Source organism: Pseudomonadota bacterium, assembly GCA_039033415.1.
Taxonomy (GTDB): Bacteria; Pseudomonadota; Gammaproteobacteria; order Xanthomonadales; family SZUA-38; genus JANQOZ01.
In genome coordinates, this window is record JBCCCR010000043.1 from 1 (window position 1) to 25,656 (window position 25,656).

23 protein-coding genes are annotated in these 25,656 nt (G+C 58.6%); 14 read left to right on the forward strand and 9 right to left on the reverse strand.

Features of this window, described 5'->3' with window-relative positions; genetic code table 11:
- The coding region (locus AAF358_24880; GenBank protein ID MEM7708810.1) for a hypothetical protein at positions 1–1,018 on the forward strand (1,018 nt) is incomplete at its 5' end.
- Positions 1,019–1,038: 20 nt separating this feature from the next.
- On the opposite strand, the gene AAF358_24885 is transcribed toward AAF358_24880, so the two are convergent.
- Positions 1,039–1,596 carry a hypothetical protein gene (locus AAF358_24885; GenBank protein MEM7708811.1) on the reverse strand — a complete coding sequence of 186 codons (558 nt, stop codon included), beginning with the start codon at positions 1,594–1,596 and terminating at the stop codon, positions 1,039–1,041.
- Positions 1,593–2,477, reverse strand: coding sequence for a DUF6502 family protein (locus AAF358_24890; protein MEM7708812.1), 885 nt, complete (start codon positions 2,475–2,477; stop codon positions 1,593–1,595). Before AAF358_24890 ends, AAF358_24885 begins: the two co-directional genes overlap by 4 nt.
- Positions 2,478–2,581: 104 nt before the next feature.
- Between AAF358_24890 and AAF358_24895 the strand changes: the two genes are divergently transcribed.
- Positions 2,582–4,324: an ABC transporter substrate-binding protein gene (locus AAF358_24895; GenBank protein ID MEM7708813.1), complete on the forward strand. Its 1,743-nt coding sequence runs from the start codon at positions 2,582–2,584 to the stop codon at positions 4,322–4,324.
- Between the two features lie 147 nt (positions 4,325–4,471).
- On the opposite strand, the gene AAF358_24900 is transcribed toward AAF358_24895, so the two are convergent.
- The 3 genes from AAF358_24900 to AAF358_24910 all read right to left on the reverse strand — a co-directional run bounded on the left by AAF358_24900 (position 4,472) and on the right by AAF358_24910 (position 7,041).
- Positions 4,472–5,089, reverse strand: coding sequence for a hypothetical protein (locus AAF358_24900; GenBank protein ID MEM7708814.1), 618 nt, complete (start codon positions 5,087–5,089; stop codon positions 4,472–4,474).
- Positions 5,090–5,297: 208 nt separating this feature from the next.
- Positions 5,298–6,209 (reverse strand): hypothetical protein, encoded by a 912-nt coding sequence (locus AAF358_24905; GenBank protein MEM7708815.1) that lies wholly within the window; start codon positions 6,207–6,209, stop codon positions 5,298–5,300.
- A 19-nt stretch (positions 6,210–6,228) separates the two neighbouring features.
- Positions 6,229–7,041: an EAL domain-containing protein gene (locus AAF358_24910; protein MEM7708816.1), complete on the reverse strand. Its 813-nt coding sequence runs from the start codon at positions 7,039–7,041 to the stop codon at positions 6,229–6,231.
- Between the two features lie 330 nt (positions 7,042–7,371).
- Here AAF358_24910 and recD point away from each other — a divergent pair, with 330 nt between their 5' ends.
- The 10 genes from recD to secF all read left to right on the forward strand — a co-directional run bounded on the left by recD (position 7,372) and on the right by secF (position 18,023).
- A complete protein-coding gene (gene recD / locus AAF358_24915; GenBank protein ID MEM7708817.1) occupies positions 7,372–9,063 on the forward strand; it encodes an exodeoxyribonuclease V subunit alpha in 1,692 nt (563 codons plus the stop codon).
- Positions 9,064–9,157: 94 nt separating this feature from the next.
- Complete coding sequence (locus AAF358_24920) at positions 9,158–10,066, forward strand: ABC transporter ATP-binding protein (protein MEM7708818.1); 909 nt, start codon at positions 9,158–9,160, stop codon at positions 10,064–10,066.
- The gene (locus AAF358_24925) at positions 10,066–10,836 is read left to right on the forward strand and encodes an ABC transporter permease (protein ID MEM7708819.1); all 771 of its coding nucleotides are present in this window, start codon (positions 10,066–10,068) and stop codon (positions 10,834–10,836) included. The genes AAF358_24920 and AAF358_24925 overlap by 1 nt, the downstream gene beginning before the upstream one ends.
- Positions 10,833–11,993, forward strand: a complete 1,161-nt coding sequence (locus AAF358_24930; GenBank protein MEM7708820.1) for a sensor histidine kinase — start codon at positions 10,833–10,835, stop codon at positions 11,991–11,993. Before AAF358_24925 ends, AAF358_24930 begins: the two co-directional genes overlap by 4 nt.
- A complete protein-coding gene (locus AAF358_24935) occupies positions 11,990–12,589 on the forward strand; it encodes a response regulator transcription factor (GenBank protein MEM7708821.1) in 600 nt (199 codons plus the stop codon). Before AAF358_24930 ends, AAF358_24935 begins: the two co-directional genes overlap by 4 nt.
- 63 nt (positions 12,590–12,652) lie before the next feature.
- Entirely contained in the window at positions 12,653–13,666 is a 1,014-nt protein-coding gene (gene queA / locus AAF358_24940) for a tRNA preQ1(34) S-adenosylmethionine ribosyltransferase-isomerase QueA (protein MEM7708822.1), read from the forward strand.
- Complete coding sequence (gene tgt / locus AAF358_24945) at positions 13,663–14,763, forward strand: tRNA guanosine(34) transglycosylase Tgt (protein ID MEM7708823.1); 1,101 nt, start codon at positions 13,663–13,665, stop codon at positions 14,761–14,763. The genes queA and tgt overlap by 4 nt, the downstream gene beginning before the upstream one ends.
- Before the next feature lie 93 nt (positions 14,764–14,856).
- Positions 14,857–15,186, forward strand: coding sequence for a preprotein translocase subunit YajC (yajC, locus tag AAF358_24950; GenBank protein MEM7708824.1), 330 nt, complete (start codon positions 14,857–14,859; stop codon positions 15,184–15,186).
- Positions 15,187–15,218: 32 nt separating this feature from the next.
- Entirely contained in the window at positions 15,219–17,078 is a 1,860-nt protein-coding gene (gene secD / locus AAF358_24955) for a protein translocase subunit SecD (protein ID MEM7708825.1), read from the forward strand.
- A 9-nt stretch (positions 17,079–17,087) separates the two neighbouring features.
- Positions 17,088–18,023 (forward strand): protein translocase subunit SecF, encoded by a 936-nt coding sequence (gene secF, locus AAF358_24960; protein MEM7708826.1) that lies wholly within the window; start codon positions 17,088–17,090, stop codon positions 18,021–18,023.
- On the opposite strand, the gene AAF358_24965 is transcribed toward secF, so the two are convergent.
- Complete coding sequence (locus tag AAF358_24965; protein ID MEM7708827.1) at positions 18,009–18,830, reverse strand: inositol monophosphatase family protein; 822 nt, start codon at positions 18,828–18,830, stop codon at positions 18,009–18,011. The two genes, secF and AAF358_24965, sit on opposite strands and share 15 nt — an antisense overlap.
- A gap of 87 nt (positions 18,831–18,917) precedes the next feature.
- Here AAF358_24965 and AAF358_24970 point away from each other — a divergent pair, with 87 nt between their 5' ends.
- Positions 18,918–19,655 (forward strand): RNA methyltransferase, encoded by a 738-nt coding sequence (locus tag AAF358_24970; GenBank protein ID MEM7708828.1) that lies wholly within the window; start codon positions 18,918–18,920, stop codon positions 19,653–19,655.
- Here the strand turns inward: AAF358_24970 and AAF358_24975 are convergent.
- Genes AAF358_24975 through AAF358_24985 form a run of 3 tightly spaced genes read right to left on the reverse strand, consistent with a single transcriptional unit; the run spans position 19,647 to position 25,012 of the window.
- On the reverse strand, positions 19,647–21,440 hold the full coding sequence (locus AAF358_24975; GenBank protein MEM7708829.1) for an ABC transporter ATP-binding protein/permease: 1,794 nt from the start codon (positions 21,438–21,440) through the stop codon (positions 19,647–19,649). The two genes, AAF358_24970 and AAF358_24975, sit on opposite strands and share 9 nt — an antisense overlap.
- Positions 21,441–21,450: 10 nt before the next feature.
- Complete coding sequence (locus tag AAF358_24980; protein MEM7708830.1) at positions 21,451–23,919, reverse strand: PAS domain-containing protein; 2,469 nt, start codon at positions 23,917–23,919, stop codon at positions 21,451–21,453.
- Positions 23,912–25,012 (reverse strand): FIST C-terminal domain-containing protein, encoded by a 1,101-nt coding sequence (locus AAF358_24985; GenBank protein MEM7708831.1) that lies wholly within the window; start codon positions 25,010–25,012, stop codon positions 23,912–23,914. The genes AAF358_24980 and AAF358_24985 overlap by 8 nt, the downstream gene beginning before the upstream one ends.
- A 164-nt stretch (positions 25,013–25,176) precedes the next feature.
- Between AAF358_24985 and AAF358_24990 the strand changes: the two genes are divergently transcribed.
- The gene (locus AAF358_24990; protein MEM7708832.1) at positions 25,177–25,626 is read left to right on the forward strand and encodes a hypothetical protein; all 450 of its coding nucleotides are present in this window, start codon (positions 25,177–25,179) and stop codon (positions 25,624–25,626) included.
- The last annotated feature ends 30 nt before the right edge of the window (positions 25,627–25,656 follow it).

Below are 25,656 nucleotides of genomic sequence, written 5' to 3' on the forward strand. Positions count from 1 at the left end.
GAAGGAGGCAGGGTTCGACCCGAACGTCCACGATCCGAGAATCGCCGAGCTGGAAGGCCGCCTGCTCCCATTGGTGGATCGCGTCGAGGTGAGCTTTGTCACCGACATGACCAGCCGTTGGTTGGCCTTTAACAACGGTGAGCTCGACATCCTGCCGTTAAATGAGACAGCTCTGACCAGCCTGCTACAGCCGGGTTCCAGCGCGCAGCTGCAGCCCCAGTACGCGAAGCGTTTTTCGCTGCATGTGTCGACGGGGAACGAGGTGATCCTGATGAGGATCAAGATGGACGACGAGACCCTCGGGTTTCACCCGGATGCTTCAACTCAACAGCGAAACGCCGAGCTTCGATGCCTGGTGCGGGACGCGCTGAATTGGTCGGACCGAAACTTGGCGTTTTTTGAGGGCAGGGCGCTGGAATTTCAGGGCGTTGTCGCACCAGCCCTCAAGGAGTTTCAGGACGTAAAGCGCCCGATCCGATCAGATGCCGCTATCCGGGAAGGGTTTCAGACCGCCAACATGCTGCCCGATCTCACCTATGGGTTTACGAGTGACCCAAGGAACCTGAAAAACTTCGACGTTTTTCGCAGCCACCTGGCGGCCGCTGGTTATCCAGCCGACAAAATTAAGGCTGTCCGCTACAGCTCCTTTGGCGAATTTCTTAACGGCACCCGAAGCGGCAGGCATCTGGTGTCCAATATCGGATGGACGCTGAACTACCCTGATGCCGAAAACAATCTGCAGCTTTTCTACGGCCCCAACAGCGACGCAGGTGTCAATCTGGGCAACTATCGCAATGACCGGTTCGACGAACTCTACAGGAGGGTCAACAAAACCGATCCATCACCCGAGCGAACGGAACTTGTCGAGTCCATGAATACGCTGCTCTGGGAAGACTGTGCCTACTTCGGCAGCCTAAGCCCCCGGGGACTGGCGTTGAGCCAGAAGCACGTAGTTGGGATGCCCGACCATTCGTCGGCGATGGTGGGGCGCTATTTTGAGTTCATCGAAAAAAGGTAGAGACAGGGAAGGGCTGTCCGCTAGTCCGGACTGTTGGCGAAATCCGGATGCGACTTAAATCCCTGGACGCCAGAATAAGCCGGATCAGCGACTGAGTCAGAAAGATTACGCATCCTGCCGTAAGCGATCTCGGTCAGGGGCACGTTAACGAACCAAACAGGTTGTAGAACGGGATTTCCAGCGCTGTCCTTCGCCCCGTCATCTGCCGGCACATTGCGCTGAATCATGACGTCAGGCATTCCATCTCCGCTAAAGTCTCCAACCATTACAAGCGCCCGATCCAGTAATTCATACTCCACGGAAGCAACGAGCGTTTCGACGTTGGCAATCGCTATGTCCGTCTGTTCCTGGTGGTACTTTGATTGAGCGGACAAAAGGCCGGCCGCCGGCATGGGAAATTCGTAATTCTCGTTAACCGCAACCAAAAACCCCCTTGCCTTAGGGAATATGAAGGTCTCTAGCAGGGTGTACTTCTGGTTTAGTTCCTCGTCAGTCAACGGTTCAAGATTGGACCGGGTTCGCTCCTGAGCGAGTAAAGTCGAGGCAAACGCCGTCAAAACGAAGACTAGAAACTTCAATTTGATTTCTCCTGCTCATAAGGCAGCAAAGACTGCTCAGCTCTTCTTTTTTCCCAAAAGTAAAGTCCAACGCCGGTTTCGGTTAGACAACTGTCCAAATCATTGGAGCTTTCAAACGACTCCATTGCTGGTACAAGGTGATCGTAAGAGAACTCCCTCATCAACTCCTTCATTGCCGCTCGGAACTGAGCAAGCTTCGAGTATGGAATCTTGTAGGAGTAGAAATCATGCTGGAAATGCCTGTTATGGATGTCTTCGTTTGACATCTCGAGGTTGTCTTCAGTTGCCCTACCGAGCCGCTCGATCATCGCGCAACCAACCTTAAACATGTCCAATTCATTTCCATTTGCTGGCTCGAACTCAGCCGCAAGAAGTCGCAGACGATTCTCTCCATCTACGGATATTTTTTTCGCGACGCCCGCACCAACTAATGCGTTCGCCATTGTTCCGTAGCTAATATTCCCAATTGTCTTCCGTACCAAGGTCGAAAAATTCTTTTTGCCATAAGGTCCGTTGAGAGGTAAGTCTTCAGGATGACCGTTCGACGTTTGCCAAAAGTCATTTGAGTTCCACTCGGAAATCACGATGGCTTCTGCGCAAACGGGTCTGTTTCCCGATCTTTCATGGCAATCAAGTTTTTCGGAGATTCGCTTAACTTCAGTCTGGCTGACGCCGCTCATCAAACTCAAGAAGCCGTATTCCTTTTTTTTCGAGTCACGCCGCTGCTGCGAAAGAGACTCTCGGGCGGCGCTTACGTATGCAGTCTTTAACGCATCAACAAATAGGGGGTACGTTACTCGGAAGCGAGTCGAAAGGATTCTGACTAATGGCGCGGTTGCGGTGACGGCGTACTCTAATGCGAGGCGTTCTTGTGACGTCATTGGTCAACTATGGCATTATCATGTAGATTTTACAACAAAATTGGTAAAAATGGATTGCAATGACTCATTTAGGAATCAAATTTCCCTTCGGTAGGAGCGCGAGGTTGAGTATTTGGATACTCATTCTTGCAGTCTTTTGTTCAAGCTGTGGAGATTCGAGTACAGATATTCCCGAACGTGCGTTCACGGTCGCGTTCGATGGGGCGCCGCGCAATATAGATCCCCTCGGTGCATCGTCCGTTTATTCCGTTGGAGTTGTATTAGCAACATACGAAACTCTCTTTGAGTATGCGTACCTGAAGGATTCTCTGGATATCAAGCCCGGCCTGGCGAACGAAATGCCGACCGTTTCAGACGACGGCTTGCAACTAACCGTAAGCATTCGAGAAGACAGTGTCTTTGCCGACAGTGAGATTTTCGCCGATGGTCGCGGTCGGTCAGTAGCAGCTAGCGATGTGGCGTTCTCTCTTTTGCGCCACTTCGATGAATCACTTCCAGGGCAGGGCGCGTGGCTTTGGCGAGACTTAGTAGAGGGAATTCGGGAATGGGATGGTAACTACGATCGTCCTCCTACCGGAATAGAAATAGTTGATGAGCGGACGATCAAATTTACGCTCACCGAGAAATCGCCTCAATTCCTGCATACCTTAACCACAGGATATTCGGCAGTTGTCCCAACCGAAATTGGGGAGACTGACCAGCAAAGGATCCAGTACCAGTCCTACGGGTCGGGGCCATTCAAGGTAAGTCAGTTCGACTCGGCAAGAGTAGTACTAGTGAGAAATGAGAATTATCCGGATCGGAAATTTGATCTATCTGACTCTGGGTACGTCGCAGGAAAACATGATCCGCGCTTGGAAAAACTAAATGGTATCTCATTGCCAATACCTGACCGTGTAACCATCGAGTTCATTGAGGATCCGTCGAGCCGGTGGATTTCTTTTGACAACTCTGAGCTTGATTCGATGGTTATCGCCAGTGATTACCTCGACCCAATGCTTGAACAAGGAGAGGATGCGACTTTGTCGAGTGATTTTAGATCACGGTTTAGACTGAATCGCTACTTGGCGAACGAAGTAGTTCTGCTCAGATTCAATATGCTGGATCCCATCCTTGGGCTGTCAAACGATCCCGTAGAGCAAAATTATCGCCGGCGATTGAGATGTGCAATTGCGCGCGGCGTCGATTGGGAAAAGCGCAACAAAGTCTTTTTTGGCGGCGAGGCGTTGCTCTTCGACGGCCTTATGCCGCCGACACTGCCAGAATTCGATGCGAACATAAGGTTCAATCAGCAAGATCGGCAATTGCAGTCAAGGATGCTATTTGAAGAGTTGTCAAAGGAGCGGCCTCTGCCTGAGCTAACCTTTGGGCATACAACTTCGAGAATTCAGGTCCAGAATTTTGACTTGTTTCGGTCTAATCTGATGAATCTGGGATATCCCGAATCCCAGATCGTTGGAGTTCGCTACGCCTCGTTTGGCGATGTTCTCCGCGGCGCACACGACGGCAACCACCAAATCACACAAAGCTCGTGGACACTGGATTATGGCGATGCTGAAAATGTGCTACAGCTTTTTTATGGCCCAAACCGGTCGCCAGGTGCGAACATCTCCAATTATGACAACAGCCAATACAACAAGCTATTCGAAAGAGTAAAGGCGTTGCGTCCGTCTGAAGTTAGGACGGAACTCATATCAGAGATGCAGACACTATTGGCAGAAGACTGTCCATATTCTGGTTCTGCCACGAGGGAACGAGTGGTAATCAGCCAAAGCCGCATTATTGGAAATCCAAGTCACGATGCGACAAAAATTGGCCGGTATTTCATGTACATCGGATTTGAATAAAAAACCCGCTGCGGGGTTTTTACACGCCTCACAGCGGGAGTGGGGTCAATCGAATTTAGGTACACCCCGCTGGCCTGCCCCCAAAATTGCAGGCCGAGCGGGATGTGGGGTCGATCGGTTGCGCTGTCAAAGGGATCACAAGGCTCGTCAGAAATCGACGACCATGATCTCCTCCAGCAGTTCGAGCGTTCCGTTTCGTGCGTTGAAAACGGTCTCACTCAAAATATGTCCTTTCTGTTCTTCCCTCAAAATGGCTACAAGTCCGTATTTCTCTGTTTGCAGCAGCTCGAGCGTCGTAGTCCGAGCTAGTTTTTCTGCACCAGTCCCGGCTCCGTCTACTTTGTCTGCGCCAGTGCCGGCCCCATCGACTTTGGCTGCACCTGTACCAGCGCCGTCAACTTTTTGTGCACCTGTCCCTGCGCCATCAACTTTCTGTGCACCGGTGCCGGCACCATCGACTTTGTCGGCACCTGTGCCTGCTCCGTCAACCTTAGCGAGTGTGCTTGCCCCGAGCAGTCTTACCGTTCCAAAGCCATCTTCAAGTTGACCTGCGCCAACGAGAAAGCTTCCTGCTTCTTTTTGCTGGTATACCGCAGCAACGTGTCCGTTTGCTTCGTTTAGTGTGACCGTTAGCCCCTGATAACGGAATTCCTGTGCACCAAATGCTGGAACGCTTGCAATCAATAGCGTGATGGCTGCGATTAAGCATCGCGATGCGCTTTTCGTTATTGCGCCGGTTCCTGTCTTCTCGATGTTAGTGCTCATTTCTGCCTCCTAGTAGCTTCGGCTCGACTCATTGTTCGAGCTTCTAAAGCCAAGACACCGCTTTGTGCGGCGTTCGTTATTAGTTGTTATTTGCCAGTTCCACCAAACTGAACTTGGCCCGTTCCACCCGAGGTGATTTGTCCTGTGCCACCAGTTGATACGATCATTTTTAAGCCTCCTAATTTAGCTTTTGATTATGGGGTTAAAGTTAGGCAGTGAGCGTTTCATAACGCCCCCACCCGTGGTCTTCGAAGTAGTAGTAACCTACCCCAGCGTGAACGCTTTCTTTGGTCTCCGGGCCACGCTCAAATTCTTCTAGTGGCGATACACTCGCCTCAACTTGGTCCCTCAATAAGTCCTTCATCCGTGCCCTAAATTCAGGAATATCCTTGACGTTGAGGCAACGTATGTATCGTTCCTGCTGAAATAGGTTATTAGTTGGCGCAAGCAGCGGGTTTTCTAAGTTGTACGTAAATGTTTGAAGCAAATGCCTAATTGATCGCGCTGTGTGGAGAAGCAGGTCGTCTGTCCGACCCTCTCCGCCGGGAGTGAAAAACCGACGTTTCATCTTCAAACATCGCTTCCCGCGGTGCCGGACAAAGCTGACACAACCTGCATCAATCAAAGCATCAACCACTTGACCGTAGGCAATATTGTCCACATGTTTCCGGACAAGCGTTTGCAGAGTACGAGAGTTATACTTTCCAGACGTGGGCAGCAACATTGGCTCGCCATCATCGTCAAGCCACATTGGATCACTAGACCAAATACCCAAAACTTTTGCCTCTGGGCATACGTCAGTTTGATCTACATAACCTGGTGGCCGTTCTCTTTCGACAAGCTCGTCCACCACTTGCCGACATAGGTGTGGACTAATACCCGTAAAATAAGCAAGTGTTCCCATAGACGGTTCGCTTTTTGGGTCTTGCTTGGCTGCCTCTTCAAGCGCAATGTCTATGAATAGACTTTTAATTACCCGATCCATCGCTGGATAGGTCACGCGAAAAGTCAGCATAAACAGCTTAATGATGGGCCGAAGAATCTGCTCCAGAAGGAGCATCGTCTTCGACGCATCAGGCGCTAGGGTGGAATGTGGGGTCTGAATTGTTTGTGTGCTCATTGGTCCTGGTCCTCTGGAGTTAGGCGATTAACTCGCGGAGAGCAAAAGCCACGTGCTTCCTGTCCTCGCTGACCCCCCAGTCGACGAGTTGTGGCTTGCCTTGCAAATAACCCTGATAAAACTCAGCGCCGAAGCGCTCAATCAAATTCAGGTCTTCCTGAGTCTCGATACCCTCAAGTACGACGGGTACGTTGACGCTTTCAGCAAAGTCGATGACGGTTTGGACGGCCTTGAACTTCCTATTCGACTGCTTCGCGGCTAGGACTGCGGAGCGATCGATCTTGAGGAAGTCCACCAGGCTTTCCGGCGCCAGCAGGCCCACGTGAACGTGGCCACTGCCGATGTCATCCAGCGCAATTTGGGATCCCATTCGACGAATGGATTTGCAGAAGTGGATCGCTGCCTGCAGATCCTGAACGGGGGTGTGCTCGATGATCTCGAAGCACAATTGTTCGGCATGTACGTCGGAAGCGGCTAGGACGCTTATAACGCGGTGCACGAATGTGGGGTCGGATATAGAGTCGGCAAAAATGTTGACTGACAGGCGGCAGGTGCGACCGTTGCTGTTTTGAAGCTCCAGCCATTGGCATGCGCTTTTAATCACCGCCAGATCAAACTCAACCATCCAATCCATGGATTGAACGGCGTTAACCAGTTCTTCCGTGTGGATGCCGCGAGGACGTACCAGCCACTCGTACCACGGCGGCCGGATCGGCCCTTTGATGGATACGATTTCCTGTATGGCGAAGTCCGTTTCTAATTGACCTTCGGCGTTAATCAGCCACGTAAGTGGTTGATTTTCCGTCTGGATCTTGTGCGCTCCTAGTTGCACTGATAGGTCCTCAAAATGTCCATGGAGTGAGTTATACAGAGACTAAAAAAATGATGCAAGCATTTTTTTGAAAAATATTTTTGAAACAATACTGAAGCAGTTGTATCTCCCGGATACAAATCATCTCGAAAGTACCCAAGAAAAGATCTAAGTCCGAGCAGAAAAATCATCGGGTCGACAGGAAAAAGTAATTAAAATCAGTTAGTTGCGAATTTGAACGAAAAACGGCGAGTTTTTGGCTCTAATTCCGGCCGAGTGCCTCATGGCCAATTTGTGCAGTTTTTGAACAATTGGTGCCTCCGATGAAGGCTTATCGGTATGGTGTGCACCATGAACGACCTGAGTTTTCCCCTGCCGGGGGGCGCGCCCCAGATGATCGGAGAGTCGTTTGCGCGGCAGGCGAGGGCACAGCCCACGCTGGCTACGGCCTTGGGCGTTGGACTACAGACGCTGCGGCAAGAGGGTTATGTAGCTGCCACTGCGGAACGGCTCAGGCAGGTCCTCAGCGAGAAAGCCATAGAACTGGATGAAGCCTCCGAGGGTGAAGGCTGGTCCACCCAAACACTGCTGGCCACCGGACTGGTCTCGGAGAACACCGCTGAGAACAAGCCGGTGGTTCTCGATCGGGGGCTTTTCTACTTTGCCGTCGATTGGTGCACGGAACAGGAGCTGGCCCGTTGGATCACTGCCTTGGCAAAAGCTGAACCGCTGCCGCCGCCCTCCGTTCCGGCCGACCTTGGGCTCGGGCGAGATCAGGCATCGGCGCTTCGCCATGCGCTTGGCCACCGCTTTACCGTCCTTTCCGGCGGCCCTGGTACCGGCAAGACGACGCTGGTCGGTCAGCTCATTAGGCAATGGCTCTCGGCAGGCGGTGATCCGCAGCGGCTGATGATTGCCGCGCCGACGGGCCGCGCTGCAGCGCGGCTGTCAGGCGCAATCTCCGCGCTGGTCGATACGCCGCTGCCGCCGGCCGGGACGCTTCATCGCGCGCTTGGGTGGAGCCCCAGTCGGGTGAGGTTTCGATTTGACCAGCGCCGGCCCATCCCGGCAGACCTGGTAATTGTCGACGAGGTCTCGATGGCGGACCTGGCCCTTATGCACGCGCTGTTTTCAGCGCTGGAGCCAAACGCGCAGCTGGTTTTGCTGGGCGATAAAGACCAGCTAGTCTCGGTTCAGCCTGGCAGCGTGCTGGCCGATCTTTGCGCGGGGCTCGCCGGCGGAACCGCGGAGACCTGCGTGCAGACGCTCAACGAGAACTTCCGATACGGCGAGGATTCCGGCATCGAAGCAGTGGCCGCCGCCATTCGCGACGGTGATGCAGGTGCGACCCTGGAGGCCATTGCCGCCAGCGACGACGTTGAACTGCTCCCGGCGCTAACCGAGTTGGAGCCGATCTGCGCCGACTGGCTGACCGCGGTTGCGGATGAGTCTCCCGAGGACACCTGGCGACGGCTGCAATCCAAACGCATTCTGTGTGCCCATCGGCGCGGCCCTTTCGGTATTGAGCGGGTTAACCGGCAGGTTTTTCGCTGGCTGCAGCGCTGCGGACAGCTGGCTGGGCGTTACGCGGATGAACAGGCCAATTTTCCCGGTCGTTTGTTTTCGCTGACCAGCAATCAATATGAGGAAGGGTTCTTCAACGGCGATCAGGGTTTCCTTCGCTCTGGCGGTGGTGACCTGACCGCCTGGCTCGAATCGACCGATCAAGCGCTTCGGAAACTTTCGCCCGCGCGGCTGCCTGCGGCCGAGACGGCTTACGCCATGACCGTACACCGGGCGCAGGGCTCAGAGTTTGGTGAAGTGTTCTGCGTGCTGCCGCCGGCCGACTCCCCGCTGCTGACGCGGGAACTGCTCTACACTGCGGTGACGCGCGCTCGGACGCGCGTGACGCTTTACGGTGACCCCACCGCCATCGCGCGGGCCGTCAATAATCCCGGAGCACGGAGCTCTGGACTTGCGCGCCGCCTCGCCGATCTGACCCGAAAACCCTCAGACAGTCCGATCCAGCAGTCCCTTTTCTGACAGTTGTCATATCCATCCGGTGATGAACCGGACTGGCAGGCCAGGCCTCTGATTCGCGAGACTAACGGCAGTTTCGCGCAGGGGAACCCGCCAGATGCAAAAAACGGACATTATCGAATTGTCGGAAGTCAGTAAGCGTTACGGCGCCCAGCTGGCGGTTGATGGCCTCAGCCTGAGTCTGCGGGCCGGCGAGGTTTCAGCCATCCTCGGGCCCAACGGCGCGGGAAAAACTACCAGCGTGCATATGATGATGGGGCTGCTCCGCCCCACCGAGGGTTCGATCCGCGTGCTGGGTGGCGAGCCCGGGAATGCTCAGGTCCGCCAGCGCACGGGTGCCATGCTGCAGGTTTCCGGGCTGCCGGATACGTTAAAAGTCAGAGAGTTACTGCATCTTTTTCAGAGTTATTATCAAAAGCCGCTCGAAAGGGACGAAGTGGTCTCGCTCGCCGGGATCGAAAAGCTGATGGGGCGGCGCTTTGCCCACCTTTCAGGTGGGGAAAAACAGCGCATCATGTTCGCGCTGAGCATCTGCGGTGATCCGGAGCTGCTGTTTTTAGATGAGCCCACGGTGGGTATGGACGTGAGCACACGACACCGCTTCTGGGAGGTTGTTCGCCAGCTTGCCGGCGGCGGACGCGCTGTGGTGCTCACCACACACTATTTAGAAGAGGCTGATGCGCTCGCCGATCGGGTGGTTGTGATCAACGACGGTCAGCTTGTTGCCGATGGAAGCCCGGCTGAGATCAAAGCGGTGGTGCCAAGCGGCAAGGTTCGCTGCCGCACCACGCTTGAGACGTCGAGAATCTCAACCTTGCCGGGAGTGGGCTACGTGCGTCGCGAGGGTGGCATGGTCACCATTTCGACCAGCGAACCGGAGGATCTGGTTCGCGCACTGCTGCAGGCAGACCCTGACCTGACGGAGCTGGAGGTCTCCAAGGCCGACCTGTCGCAGGCGTTTCTGCACCTTACCGACCAACTGTCCACCACTCGGGAGGCTGCGTGATGAGTGCCGCAACCGTTTATCTCCTGGAATGGCGCTACGAGTTCATTCGCCTGTTGCGCAGTCCGGGATTTGCGATCCCCTCGCTGACCTTTCCGGCGGCGTTCTACGTGCTCTTTGCTTTGGTGATGAGCATTGGCGGCGGCTCACGCGGCGGGATGGCGACCTACCTGCTGGCGAGCTACGGCGTGTTTGGCGTCATGGGCCCCGGCCTTTTTGGGTTTGGTGTGGGCGTTGCCATCGAGCGCAGCCAGGGCCTGATGCTGCTGAAGTTTGCTTCACCCATGCCCCACAGCGCGTATTTTCTGTCGAAGGTCTTGATGAGCGTCACCTTCAGCGCCCTGATTGTCGCAAGCCTCTTTACGCTGGCCACAGTGTTTGGCGGCGTGAAGCTGGAGGTCGGACAGGGCATGCTGCTGGCGGCCATCCTGCTGCTGGGTGCGGTCCCGTTCTGTGCGCTTGGGCTGGCTATCGGCAGCTGGGTTGATGGCCAGGCGGCGGCGCCGATCGTCAATCTGATCTACCTGCCCATGGCGGCGCTGTCCGGTTTGTGGTTTCCGCTGCGGGTGATGCCTGAGTCGCTGCAGACCCTCGCCTGGGCACTGCCGCCGTTTCACCTCAACCAGCTGGCCACCAAAACCATTGGCATGGACGACGGACACTCTATATATATACATATCGGCGCGCTGGTGTTTTACACCGCCGCCTTCTTGTGGGTCGCCGCGGCCGGGCTGCGGCGGGAAAAGGCGCTCAGCACGGCACAGGCAACATGAACAGTCTTCCAATGCCAGGCAATACGCTGACCCGCACGCTGCTGCGGGTTCATCGTTTTCTGATTCCGCAACATAAATGTCTGGGCTATACGCCTTATCTCTGGCTGATCTACCTCGGTTTTCCGCTTCTCCCGCTGCTGTTCGGCACCGCCTCGCCGACGACGGCGGCCGTCACCGTGATTGGGCTGATCATCTTTCTGCCGACCTATTTTGCCGCCTACAGGCAAGACGGGACCCGCGTGCTGCCGTTTATTGGCGTTTTTGTGATCCTGGGCCTGTTCACGGCGCCGGTGAACATGGGGTCACCGGTGTACTTCATCTTCGCCTGCTCTTTTGCCGCCCAGGTCGGTCCACCCGCGGTGGCGATGCGTTACGCGTCACTGGTGGTGCTGGTTGGCGTTTTCCAGGTCTGGCTGCTGGAGCTGCGTCCCTCGCAGGCACTGGTTACCGCGGTGATCGGCTACATGGTCACGGCGGTGAACGTGTTCTACCGCAAGCTGGAGCTGAAAAACGAGGCGCTTCGCCTTTCCCGAGAGGAGATCAAGCGCCTCGCCCGGACCGCCGAGCGGGAGCGAATCGCCCGCGATCTGCACGACCTGCTCGGCCATACCCTGGCCAGCATCACGCTCAAGGCGGAGCTCGCGCGGCGAACGGTGCTCGATCAGCCGGAGAACGCACAAAAAGAGCTCGCTGAGATCGAGCGCATCTCCCGGCAGGCCACCGCGCAGGTTCGCGCAGCCGTGGCGGGGTTCCGGGGTGGTCGTATTCAGTCGGAGCTGGCGAGCGCGCGCCAGCTGCTGGAATCCACCGGCATCTGGCTGGACGCGGAGATCGACCAGGAGTCGATGTCGGCGGAACACGAAAACATTTTGGCTCTGGTGCTTCGGGAGGCTCTGACCAACGTTCACCGCCATTCCCGCGCCTCGCAATGCTCGGTCATGCTCAAGCACGAGGGGCGCCAGATCCGGTTGGTGGTTCGTGATGACGGTCGGGGCGGCCGGGTCAAACCGGGTTCCGGCATCAGCGGGATGTCGGAACGCCTGCGGTCCGCCGGCGGCAAGCTGCATATCGAGGCCAATACGCCCAGCGGGCTGATCGTGCAAATGACCATTCCGGTGAGTGAGCCGCCCCTGGCGCTCGCCGAACCGATCGCCTGATGCGGGTCCTCATCGCTGAAGATCAAAGCATGGTGCTGGGTGCGCTGGCGGCCTTGCTGGAGCTGGAGCACGATATCGAGGTGGTCGGCCGAGCCACGGATGGTCGCGAGGCCCTGGCCAAGGTAGACGAGCTGGCGCCCGATCTGGTGCTCACCGATATCGAAATGCCGAGTATGACGGGTCTTGAGCTTGCCGGGGCCTTACAGAATCGCGATGGCTGCCGGGTGGTGATTCTCACGACCTTCGGCCGGCCGGGCTATCTGCGTCGGGCGCTCGACAGCGGCGTCATGGGGTACCTGCTGAAAGACGCGCCGGCGGACCAGCTGGCTGACGCGCTGCGTACCGTACAGCGAGGCGGGCGGGTGATCGATCCGGAACTGGCGGCACAGGCCTGGACGGAGCGCGATCCACTCACCGATCGAGAGCGTCAGGTGCTCAGAATGGCCGGGGAGGGCGCTACCAGCGGCCACATCGCGAACACGCTCCACCTGACGCAGGGCACGGTCCGCAACTATCTCTCCGAAGCCATCGGCAAGCTGGGTGCGGCAAATCGTATCGAGGCGGCGCGGCTGGCCAGACAGAAAGGCTGGCTTTAGCGTTCATGTTATTGCGCTCGGCGCTGGTGAGCCCGCCCCTGCTTCGGGTACCATCCGCCGGCCATGGATCTCACCGACTATCATTTTGAGCTTCCGGACGAGCTGATTGCGCAGAAGCCGGAGGCCCGGCGGGACGCCAGCCGCCTGCTGGTTCTTGACCGCAAGACCGGGGCTTTTGAGGATCAATCATTTGCCCAGCTGCCCGCGCTGCTTGAGGCGGGTGACATGCTGATCTTCAACGACACCCGGGTGATCAAAGCGAGGCTGCACGGCGCGAAGGAAACCGGCGGCAAAGCTGAGGTGATGGTGGATCGGATTTTGTCTGCCGACACCTTTCTCGCCCAGGTCCGGGCCAGTAAATCCCCCAAGGCCGGCAGCCGGATCTTTATCGAGGAAGCCGGGCTGACTGTGATCGGCCGCCACGGCGACCTGTTTGAGCTGTCCTCAGACGACCTCGCGTTGATGGACCTGCTGGACGAGCATGGTGAAGTGCCGCTGCCACCTTATATAAGGCGTGCGCCGGAGGCCGCTGACGATGATCGCTACCAGACCGTCTATGCCCGCAATCCAGGCGCGGTCGCCGCGCCGACCGCAGGGCTTCATTTCGACGATGCCATGCTGGAGCGGTTGAACGAGACAGGCATCGAGCTTGGCTATCTCACCTTGCATGTAGGGTCCGGCACCTTCCAGCCGGTGCGGGTGCAGAACATCGAAGAGCACCAGATGCACGCCGAGTGGTTCCGGGTCGACTCGTCGCTGGCCGATCGCGTCAACGCCACGCGAGCTCGCGGCAACCGGGTGATCTGCGTCGGTACCACCAGCCTCCGAGCGCTTGAGTCGGCGTATACCGACGGAGAGGTCAAACCCTTTGAGGGTGAAACCGACATATTTATTTATCCAGGGGTTGAGGTGGGCAGCTGCGACGGGCTGCTCACCAACTTTCATCTGCCTGGGTCGACGCTGCTGATGCTGGTGAGTGCGCTGGCGGGGCGCGAGACCATTTTGCGCGCCTACCAACACGCCGTCGCGCAGCAGTATCGTTTTTTCAGCTACGGCGATGCGATGTTTATCCAATGAAATTTGATCTGCTTCAAACCGACGGCGCGGGCCGGCGCGGGCGGCTGCGCCTGGTGCATGGCATGGTGGACACCCCGGCCTTCATGCCGGTGGGCACCTATGGGTCGGTCAAGGCGATGCTGCCCGAAGCCGTAGCGCAGACCGGCGCCCAGATTGTGCTCGGCAACACTTTTCATCTGATGCTGCGCCCTGGGGTGGAGGTGATTGAGGCACATGGCGGGCTGCACGGGTTTATGAACTGGTCCGGTCCGATTCTCACCGACTCCGGCGGTTTTCAAGTGTTCAGCCTGGCCGCCAAGCGCAAGATTTCGGAGCAGGGTGTTGCCTTCCAGTCCCCGGTAAACGGCAGCCAGGTTTTTCTCGGACCTGAGGAGTCCATGGCGGTGCAGCGCAGCCTGAACTCCGACATCGTGATGATTTTCGACGAGTGCACGCCCTATCCGGCCGACTTTGCCACCGCGGAAACGTCGATGGAACTGTCCCTGCGCTGGGCTGAACGCAGCAAAACCGCCTTCGGCGACAATCCGAACGCGCTGTTTGGCATCGTGCAGGGCGGAATGCACGACGCCCTGCGCACCCGGTCGGCTGAAGGGCTAATGGCGCTGGGCTTCGATGGCTACGCGATTGGCGGGCTGTCGGTCGGCGAACCGCCGGAGGAGCGTCAGCGGGTGCTGGACTACACGACGCCGCTGCTGCCGATCGACCGGCCGCGCTATCTGATGGGCGTGGGTCGTCCGGAGGATATCGTTGAGGCGGTGGTGGCCGGCATCGACATGTTTGACTGCGTGATGCCCACCCGCAACGCGCGAAACGGCCACATTTTCACGCGTCACGGCACGATCCGGATCCGCAACGCGAGATATAAGAACGATACGCTGCCGCTCGATCCAGACTGTCAGTGCTACACCTGCCAGAACTACTCCCGGTCCTATCTCAAGCATTTGGATCAGTGCAATGAAATCCTGGCGTCCATGCTGATGACGATTCACAACATTCATTATTACCAGGAGCTGATGGCGGGGCTCCGCCAGGCCATCGAACAAGGGGAACTGGAGGCGTTTGTGAAGGCCTTTTACGAATTGCGGTCTATGTCATAATAGGCGGCTTGGATTGTGTTTTTTGTCGTATACCCCATATCTCGCTAGGTCGCCCTCGGCGAACCGACAATCGATCAACAAGGTGCTTAATCCGTGGACTTCCTGATCAGTAATGCCATGGCCCAAACCGGGGCCGCTCCCGCTGGCGCCGGAATGGCCAACATCATCATGCTGGTGGTCTTTATCGCCATCTTCTATTTCCTGCTGATTCGCCCGCAGATGAAGCGTCAGAAAGAGCACAAGGGCATGGTCGAGGGCCTGTCCAAGGGGGATGAGGTGGTCACGGGAGGAGGCGTCCTCGGCAAGATTGTGGAGGTCGGCGACGCGTTTATCACGGTAGAAATCGCCGCGAACACATTCATAAAAGTACAAAAACATGCCGTTGGCGCGGTGATGCCTAAAGGCACCATCAAGAACAGCTAGCCGCCCCGGCGCCCGCAACAGGAAAGACGCAAATGAATCAGTACCCGGCATGGAAATACCTGCTGATCGTGGCCGTTGTTGTCGTAGGCCTGCTATACGCGCTGCCCAATCTCTATGGGGAAGATCGCGCTGTCCAGATCTCAGCCTTGGGCAACTTCGAGATGACCGAGGCCGTGCGGGATGACGTGGAGAACGCGCTGCGGGTCGAGCAGATTGTCAGCAAGTCGATCGAGCTCAAAGACGACCGCCTGCTGATCCGGTTTTCCGACGACGAGCAGCAGGAAAAAGCCGCTGAGCATCTTCGTGCTCACCTCGGCAACAACTACTCGGTAGCGCCCAACCTGGCGCCCGCCACCCCCAGCTGGCTTGAGGGTGTCGGCGGCAAGCCTATGGTGATGGGGCTCGACCTCCAGGGCGGCGTTCACTTCCTGATGGAGGTGGATATGGACACAGCGCTGCGGCTCGCGCGGGGCCGCTACGAAGCCGACGTCCGCAACCTGCTTCGCACCAATAACATTCGCTACAAGTCTGCGCAGCTCACACCGCAGGGTCTGTCGGTGCAGCTTCGCACCGAAGAAGACCGCGAACGGGCCAGCTCAGCCATCTTTTCTCAGCTCCCCGAGCTGACGCCGGCGTTCTTTGAGACCGACGATGTCTTTGGCATCCGGTTTGTGATCAGCGAAGACAAGATTTCGGAGATCACCAACACCGCGCTGCAGCAAAACATCACCACGCTGCGAAACCGCGTCAACGAGCTGGGTGTCGCTGAACCATCGGTGGTGCAGCAGGGGGCTAACCGCATCGTGGTGGAGCTGCCCGGTGTGCAGGACACCGCGCGCGCCAAACGGATCATCGGCGCCACAGCCACGCTCGAGTATCGGGCGGTGTGTATGGGTGAAGACCCGTTTGCCGCTGCTGGCACCGGCCTGATCCCACCGGGCTGCCGACTGTATTATGAGAAAAACGGCAACCCGGTGCTGCTCAACAAGCGCCTGATTGTCTCCGGTGAGCAGCTGATTGACGCAGCGGCCGGCTTTGATCCCACCCAGGGCACCCCGCAGGTCTCCGTCACGCTGAACAACACCGGCGGCAACCGGATGCGCAATTTCACCCTGGAGAACGTCAACAACTCGATGGCGGTGGTTTACGTCGAGCGCAAGAGCGTCACCCGAGAGGTGGATGGAGAGTTCATCACCGAGCCTGAGGTGATCGAGCGGGTCATTTCGGTGGCGACCATTCAGGAGCCCTTTGGCCGTCGCTTCCGCACAACCGGTCTCGACAGCCCTCAGGAGGCCTCGGAGCTGGCCCTGCTGCTTCGCGCTGGTGCCCTCGCTGCGCCCGTGGAGATTGTGCAGGAGAGCTTCATCGGCCCGAGTCTCGGCGAAGACAACATCGAGAAAGGCTTTAATTCGGTCAAGATCGGCTTCCTGCTGGTGCTGATCTTCATGGCGATTTACTACCGCTTGTTTGGGGTGGTGGCAGACCTCGCGCTGTTCGCCAACCTGGTGCTGATTGTGGCGCTGCTGTCGCTGCTGGGCGCCACGCTGACGCTGCCGGGCATCGCGGGGATCGTGCTGACGGTGGGTATGGCGGTGGACGCCAACGTGCTGATCTTCGAACGCATTCGCGAGGAGCTAAAAAACGGCAATACGCCGCAGGCTTCGATCCGGGCTGGCTATGACAAGGCGTTCTCAACGATTGCTGACGCGAACGTCACTACGCTGATCGCCGCCATCGTGCTGTTCACCTTCGGCACCGGGCCGATCAAAGGCTTTGCGGTCACACTGTCACTCGGCATCATCACCTCGATGTTCACCGCGATTATGGGTACGCGGGCGGTCATCAACCTGATCTACGGGCGCCGTGCCCGGGTCAAATCTCTGGCTATCTAAGGCCCGGCTATGGAAATCCTCAAAAAAACGACCAACATCAATTTCATGGCGCAGCGCAAGCTGGCCTGGATTTTCTCCGGGATCATTGTGGTGGCCTGCATCGCCTCGCTGTTCCTACGCGGCCTGAACTTTGGCCTGGACTTTACGGGGGGCACGCTGCTTGAGCTGGAGTACCCGCAGGCGGCAGACCTGGCGCAGGTTCGCGAGGCGCTGACCGGTGCCGGCTTCCCGGATGCGGTCGTGCAGACCTTTGGTGCGCCCAACGATATTGTCGTGCGGCTGGCCAGCAGCGACGAGACCGGTAGCGCAGAGCTGAGCAGCGCGGTCCAGGAAGCGCTCGAGGCGGCCAGCGGGCAGGCGTTGGATCTGCGGCGCGTGGAATTTGTCGGCCCGCAGGTGGGTGACGAGCTGGCGGAGAAGGGTGGCCTGGCGATGATCTACGCGCTCATCGGCATTCTGCTTTACATCATCTTCCGCTTTCAGTGGAAGTTTTCGGTCGGCGCCGTGCTGGCGCTGGTGCACGATGTGGTGATCGTGGTCGGGATCTTTTCGATTCTGCAGGTGGGCTTCGATCTCACGGTGCTCGCGGCCATCCTCGCCGTGATCGGCTACTCGCTGAACGACACGATTGTCGTTTACGACAGGATCCGCGAAAACTTCCGTACCATTCGGAAGGGTGAGCCTCTCTCGATCTTTAACCAGTCGATCAATCAGATGCTGTCACGCACGCTGATGACGTCACTGACGACCCTGCTGGTGCTGCTGGCGCTGTTCTTCCTGGGCGGCGAGATCATTCACAGCTTTGCGCTAGCGCTGATCATCGGCGTGATTGTTGGTACCTATTCGTCCATCTACGTGGCTGGAAGCACCCTGATGCTGCTGAACGTCACCAAGCAGGACCTGATGCCGCCGGTGAAAGAGGGTGCCGAGCTAAGCGGACCCTGATAGCGCTTTCAGCGGGTCCGTATAGAGCGGCGAGATCGTCTTTTTCATCTGGCCGGCAAGCTTCAGGTTGCCGGCGATGATGTTGCCGGAATCCAGAAACCCGTCGGCACCGTCGAAGTCGGTGCACAGCCCGCCGGCTTCCCGGACCAGCAGCGCGCCCGCTGCCACGTCCCAAGGCTTGAGGCCGATCTCCCAGAAGCCGTCCACTCGGCCGGCCGCTACGTAGGCCAGATCCAACGACGCTGAGCCTGCCCGCCGCACGTCACCGGCGATCGCAAACACGCTGCGGAACATTTTCATGTAGTCGTCGAGCGCCTCTCGGGCACGGAAAGGAAAGCCCGTAGCGAGCAGCGCGCCCTCCATGCCGGTTCGATTGCTCACCCGGATTCGGTGGTCGTTCAGGTATGCTCCGCTGCCGCGGCTGGCGGTGAACATCTCCTCGCGCGTCGGATCGTAAACCAGCGCGTGCTCCAGCTTGCCTCGAGTCTTGATGCCGATGGATATGGCGAAGTGCGGCAGCCCCTGAATGTAGTTACGCGTGCCGTCCAGCGGGTCGATGATCCACACCGTCTCGGCGTCTTCCGGTCCGCTGTAGCCGCTCTCCTCGGCCAGCACCGCGTGATCGGGATAAGCCTTCTGAATCTCATAGATGATGGCTTTCTCTGCGGCATGGTCGGCTTCGCTGACAAAATCGTTGCGCTGCTTCTCCACCACCGAAAGCGCTTCGCTGCGGTTCAGCATGCGGATCAAAACCCGCGCAGCGGCGCGCGCGCCTCTGATGGCAATGTTGATAGCGGGTTGTGGCATGAAACGATCCTTGCGGCAGCGGACTTAAGCCCCCGCCAGCAACGTAGTTGGCGGCAGGAGATTCACTCGGCGAGTTACAATTAGCAGATGCTGGAACAGATACGCGTCATACTAAGCCATCCTTCCCATCCTGGGAACATCGGAGCTGCGGCCCGCGCCATGAAAACCATGGGCCTGACGCAGCTTGTTTTGATCAATCCCGCCAGCTTTCCGAGCGCTGAAGCCACGGCCCGTGCCTCCGGCGCAGACGACGTGCTGGCCAACGCCCGTGTGGTCGAGAGCCTCGATGAGGCGCTTAAAGGCGTGCATCTGGTGCTGGGGACCAGCGCCAGGCTTCGCTCCGTACCGCTGGATCAGGTGCCTCCACGGGAGGCCGCAGAAAGGGCGTTTGCTCAGACATCTGGGTCGGTCACGGCGCTGCTCTTTGGTACCGAGAAGTCGGGCCTGGACAACAGCGAAATCGACCGCTGCCACGCGCTGGTGAATATCCCCAGCAACCCGGATTACAGCTCGCTTAACCTGGGTTCTGCGGTCCAGGTAGTCTGCTACGAGGTGCGCGTCGCGGCGCTGGCCGCCGGTGAGGCTGCTGTCCCCCAGATGCCGGAGCACGAGCCCGCTCCGGCCCACCAGGTTGAGGGGCTGATGGAACACTTCGAGCAGACGCTGGAGGCCATCGGTTTTCTAGAAGGGCGTCAGTCAATCACGCTCAAAAAGCGGCTCCGACGGCTGGTTCAGCGTACGGCCCCGAGCGAGACCGAGATTCATATCCTTCGCGGGATCTTTGCCACCTGTCTAAAGCAGCGTTCAGCCAATTCCTCAGACTGACTCGGGCACCTGCTGCTCGGACTGCAGGGTCCACATGGCGGCGTACTGGCCGTCCGCGGCGATCAGCTGTTGGTGAGAGCCCTGCTCAACCACGTGTCCGTCACGCATCACCACAATCTGATCGGCGTTGACCACCGTTGCCAGCCGGTGGGCGATCATCAGCGTGGTCCGGTTGGCGGCCAGATCATCGAGTGCGCCCATAATGGCGCGCTCCGAAGCGGAATCCAGCGCTGAGGTGGCCTCGTCAAAAACCATAATCGGTGGCTGTTTCAGCAGCATCCTCGCGATAGCGATTCGTTGCTTTTCGCCGCCGGACACCTTGAGGCCCCGTTCTCCGACCTGAGTCTCGAAACCGTCGGGAAGCTGGTCTATGAAGCTCGTCAGATTGGCGGCGGCGGCTGCCTGCCGGATCTCATCCATGCTGGCCTCGGGTACGCCGTAGCCGATGTTGTAGGCGATGGTGTTGTTGAAAAGGACGGTGTCCTGGGGCACCACGCCAATCTGCTCGCGCAGGCTCTGTTGTGTCACCTCGCGGATATCCTGCCCGTCGATCAGAATCCGTCCAGCGTCCGGCTCATAGAGTCGAAACAGCAGGCGCACCAGCGTCGACTTACCCGACCCGCTGGGTCCAACCACCGCGAGCTTTTGGCCGGGCTTGAGCTCCAGCGAGAAGTTGTTGAGCAGGGCGCGGTCTTCAACATAGCGAAAAGCGAGGTTTTCGAATCGTACCGCGCCTTCGGTGATGTTGAGCGGCGGCGCGTCATCGATGTCGGTAATCGCCGGCGGCTGGCGCAGCAGCTCAAAAACCGCCTCGACGTCCGCCAGGGCGCGCTTGATCTCGCGGTAGACAAAGCCGAGGAAGTTTAGGGGGATAAACAGCTGCATCATGTAGGCATTGACCATTACGAGGTCACCCAGCGTGAGGTCACCGTTGGCCACGCCGCTTGCTGCCAGCAGCATGATCGCCGTCATGGAGCCCGAGACCACAAACGCCTGACCGATGTTGAGTGCCGCCAGCGACAGCCGATTGTGCCGCCGGGCCTGCTCCCAGGACGCCAGGTTCCGGTCGTACTCAGCGGCCTCGAAAGGTGCGCTCGCAAAAACCTTCACCGTCTCAAAGTTCAGCAGGCTATCGATGGCGCGCGTATTGGCCTGGTTGTCGGCGGCATTCATTTCCCGGACAAAACCCGTGCGCCATTCGGTTGCCACAACCGAGAAGGCGATGTAGATCACCACCGCGACAAACACGATGAGCGGATATTCCCAGCTGAAATTGACCGCCAGAATGATGGCGACCAGGCCGATCTCGAGCAGCGTTGGAAGGATGTTAAACAGCATGAAACGCATCAAAAAGCTGATGCCGTTGGTGCCCCGGTCAATGTCCCGGGCGAGTCCGCCGGTACGGCGCTGGAGGTGGAACGCCAGCTCCAGCTGGTGCAGATGTTTGAAGACCTTCAGGCCGATCCGGCGCATTGCACGTTCGGTCACGCGGCCAAAAATGGTGTCCCTGATCTCCCCAAAAATAATCGTTGCCAGCCGCAGCGCGCCGTAGCCGAGCACCAGGGCCAGAGGCACCACCAGCACGGGATTGGCTGATGAATCGAGCGAGTCGACGATGTGTTTCATGGCGATGGGCAGCAGCACGGTCGCTACCTTGGCGGCGATCAGAAAGCCCATCGCCAGAAATACCCGCAGCGGGAATTCCATGAAGAACGGCACCAGCTTTACCAGCGCTTGCCAGTCCCCGCTGAACCGCCGGTCCGCCTCTCGTCGATCTCCGCGCATCAGGTTTGGGTCAAATCAGTTCCGCCACAGTGCGCAGCAGGGTTTTGTTGTCGGTAGGTTTGCGCAGCAGCCGGTCGATGCCGACCGCAGCGGCGCTGGCCTCATCGGCAAACTGGCTAAAGGCTGTGAGCATCACGCAGGGCGTCTCCTGCCGCAAGCTTCGGACCTCCTGGATCAGCTCGATGCCGCTCATACCCGGCATGGTTTGGTCGGTGATCAGCACGTCAAAGTCGGTGGGCCGGTCGCTGAACAGCTTGAAGCCCATCGAGCCATCGTAGGCCAGCTCAACATTCATGCCCGCTTGGACAAAGAGTTCGCGCAGAAAGGCCGCTACCTGACGGTCGTCGTCGACCACCAAAATCCGTTTTCCGCTGAGCGACGCGTTGCCCGGCGCGGCGGCGACGTCGGTTGCCACCGGCCTTTCCGTTTCGGGATCGATCTTTGGAAAAACTGCCGTGATGGTGGTGCCCATGTCGGGGTTGGTTTCGATCAGGACGTTGCCGCGGTGCGCCTGGACAATACCTTGGACCACCGACAGCCCCATGCCGGTGCCCTGGGTTGGTCGCTTGGTGGTAAAAAACGGTTCGAAGATCCGGGAGCGAATGTGATCAGCGATACCGCCGCCCGTGTCGCTAACCGAGAGCGTCAGATACTCGCCTGACAGACGGGCTAGGCTGATGTCGCATACCCGGCCGGTCAGGTCCGCTTCTGCCAGCGAAAGCATGATCGAGCCGCTGGTACCCATGGCATCTCGGGCATTAAGACAAAGATTCATCAGCAGCCGCTCCAGGCTGACGGCGTCGATACCCAGGAGCGTGTCCGAATTCTCGCAGGTGTAGTCCAGCGTCACCCGCTCGGGCAGCAGCGGACGGATGAGTTTAAGTGAAGCCTGGATCGACTCATCAGCGTTGACCACCGAAGTGGCCTCCGCTGGCGCCGATCGGCTGAAGGTGAGCAGCTGGGAAACTAGCTCCCGGCCGTTCTCAGCCGCACCGCGGATGCTTTCAAGAAACTCCTGCTGCTGTGGGTCTTCGGTCTCTTGTGCGCGATACTCCGCCAGCTCGGAGAAACCAAGAATCGTCGCGAGCATGTTATTGAAGTCGTGGGCGATGCCGCTGGTCAGGCGCCCCACCGCGTCCATCTTCTGTCGTTGCTGCAGCTCCCGCGCCAGCCGGGTTTTTTCCGTGACGTCTTTGACAATGCCGACATAATGAGTCGCCTCGCCCTGGTCATCGAGCACCGGATCCATGGTGACCTCGCAGGCGATAGTCCCACCGCTGCGGCGACGGCCTTCCCCGAAAAAACTGTACGACCGATTGCTGGTCACCGCCTCGCGAACCTTGAGCCGCGTCTCCAGATCGGTGTCCAGGAGATTAACGTCTCGGGCGTTGATGCCGATGAGCTGGTCGGCGGGACGCTCACAAATCCGGACGAAGGCATCGTTGACGTAGAGCACCGGCATGTCTCCGCCGGCCAGCAGGATAACAACGCCGTCGCCGATGGACTCCAGCGCCCGGTTGCGGGTGAGCAGCTTAGACAGCGTCTCAACCCGCTGCGTCACGTCGCGCGCAACCCCCAGCACGCCGGTGATGCGTCCTTCGTGATCAAAGACCGGCGCGCGAGTGACTTCCATGGTGGCGAGCTTGCCGGACGGTGTCGGCGTCTGAAGTTCAAACTGTTGCGCTGTGCCCGACTCGATGACCTGTTGATCCTGCGAGGCGGTGATCGCAGCCACGCTGGGCGTCAAGATTTTGCTGTGCGGAACGCCCCCTGGCGGCGTTTCAGTCTGCCAGAATTCGCGGAATGCCCGGTTGCCGCCGATAATCCGGCCGCTGGTGTCCTTGTGGAAAATGATGTCGGGAGACGCATCAAACACCGCCTGTGAAAACAGCCTCGCTTGGCTTAGCTTGTCTTCGGTTAGCTCCCGCTGGCTGATTTCTTCGCGCAGGCGCCGGGCCGCAAACGAACCGTGGAGCGCATCGCCGAAGCGATCGACGACCCGTCGCAGTCGATGCACCTCATCGTCCGACAGCACCTCGGGGTTGGTGCAGTAAAGCTTGAGCAATCCGATCCGCTGGAGCTTGAAGAGCACCTGAACGCCGTGGCCGGTACGTTGTTCCAGCATGACCTGCGCGTAGTCGGGGTCACTATCGGTTAGCCGGACCGGCTCTCCCTGCTCAATCAGCTCAACCATGCGGTGATCAGCCGCGACGCGGTCTGCACCGTCACGAGCGCGAGGATAGCTGGCAAACCGTGCCAGACCGGGGGGCTCTGCCTCGTCCCCATCGTCGTGAAGCCAGACCGCTCCGTAGGACAGCTTCAGGTTCCGCACAATTTCGCTGATGAACGTCTGGCAGAGCGGGTAGGGGTCATTACTGCCCTGGATCGCCAGGGCAAGGTTGTAAAGCTTGAGCAGGCCGTGGACTGTACCCGGCAAGCTCAGCGACGACTGTCGGCGGTCCTGGGCGCGTTTACGCATGTATCCGGGCCACCGCCAGCGCTTTGCTATGCGTTTCGAAATACCGTTCGCCGTTGCTGGCGATTTCGCCAATACTGGCGATACCGTAAGCCGGGCTGCCGGCTCGCTGTCCGACGGCTTCAAGCTCGTCGACGAAACGCGACTGGCCGAGATAGGTTTGACGGGATACACAGCTGATCATGAGGCTGTAGCGGACGGTTTCTTCGGTGGGCGCTAATACCGTGAGTTCCTCCGTCGCCTCGCGCAGCTTTTCCGGGGTCGCCTGCGCGATGTACAGCGTGGTGTTTTCTGCGACACCGCAGGCGAACACCAGCCCGCCGTTGTCGTCGATACCCAGCGGCGACCGAACCACACATTGGCCGCTGTCATTCTCGCCGACAGCGAGCGGGAACTGGGGGAACACGCGGGAAATGAGATCCTGCTCGTCACTGATTTCCAAACTGCCGGGCAGCGTATTGCGGTACATAGTGACCGCGGGTTGCCAGTTGAGTTCGTGGATGACGTTTCGACTGCACCGTGAGGCGAGCAGGGGGCCGGCAACCGGCTCCCAGCCATGGGTGACGTCGAGCGTCGTGTGCATCCTGGCGATAGCGAGCACCGCGCCGCGGTTGGTGGTATCGGGCCCGGCAAACACCGACGGGCCGCCGCGATAGAAGGCGGAACCGGCCCCGCCGCCCAGGTAGCTGGCCATCGGCCCCCAACGATCATAAACCTGTGTGATCAGTTCGCTGACCTCATAGTTCGGGGAGCAAAAAAACAGTATGGCCGTGTGTTTGGTTGCCGATAGGTCACCGCTAGTGGCTTCGGGAAGCAGCGCCCAGGCGCTCCGGCTGTTATCGACAATTCTCGGCGAGCCGCGTAAGGCCACCGGCAGGCCGATGGCGCCCGTCTCATGAAATGCATTGTCGGCAAAAATGCCCGGAAACGCCGCCCCAAAGGCCGGAATGTTGCGAGCATGGAGCGCTTTGGCCAGAGCCGGCAGGCCTTCCGGAACGCCATGCGACGTGAGCACCATGAGCTGTTCATCCGCCGCCCGCGGAACGGCCGCCAGCGCGTCGACAAGCCCACCAACTGTTGACGAATCAACGTACATGGCGAATATCCTCGATTGATTCTTCGCCTATGTAAAGCCCGTGTTGCCCCAACGTGTTGTCTTTCAAAGTGTGATGCAGTTGACGATGACACTTTGGTTTACAGTGACAAGTTCCCGATTCAACTAGTATGACTGGGCGAAAGTGTTGAGCTAAGGATTCAGCGATGCATCAAAGCCTGTCGCGTTCGAGCGACTTCGACATCTCATGGATTGAGGGGAGCGAGTGCATGCTGGCCGTCGTTCGGAACAGCATGCACGGCTTTCGCGGGGTCAGTACGTTCTTCTCCCGAATGCGGGACAGCCGCTGCCAAACCAACTCGGTCAGCTGGGCGATCGACCTTCGAGACTCGCGGAAAATCCCCGATGAACTTTGGAATTGGGTTGCAGCATCGTGGTTTCCGCAGCTGGTTGACGAAGGGCTTCGGCGTCAGGCGCTCATCCTGCCTAACGCCGGGCCGGCCCGAGCGCAATGGAAAAGCCTGAACGCCCGTTCGCTGATCCAGGAGTCGTTCAACAGCGTTCCGCGAGCCATTATGTGGCTCAGTACCGAATATGATCAGCCGCCGGTTCGCCGCCGCGCGCCCCGCCCCGCCGCCGTTCCTGCTCAAAGCTGAGACGCTAACCCGAGCCGTACCCTAGGCGCT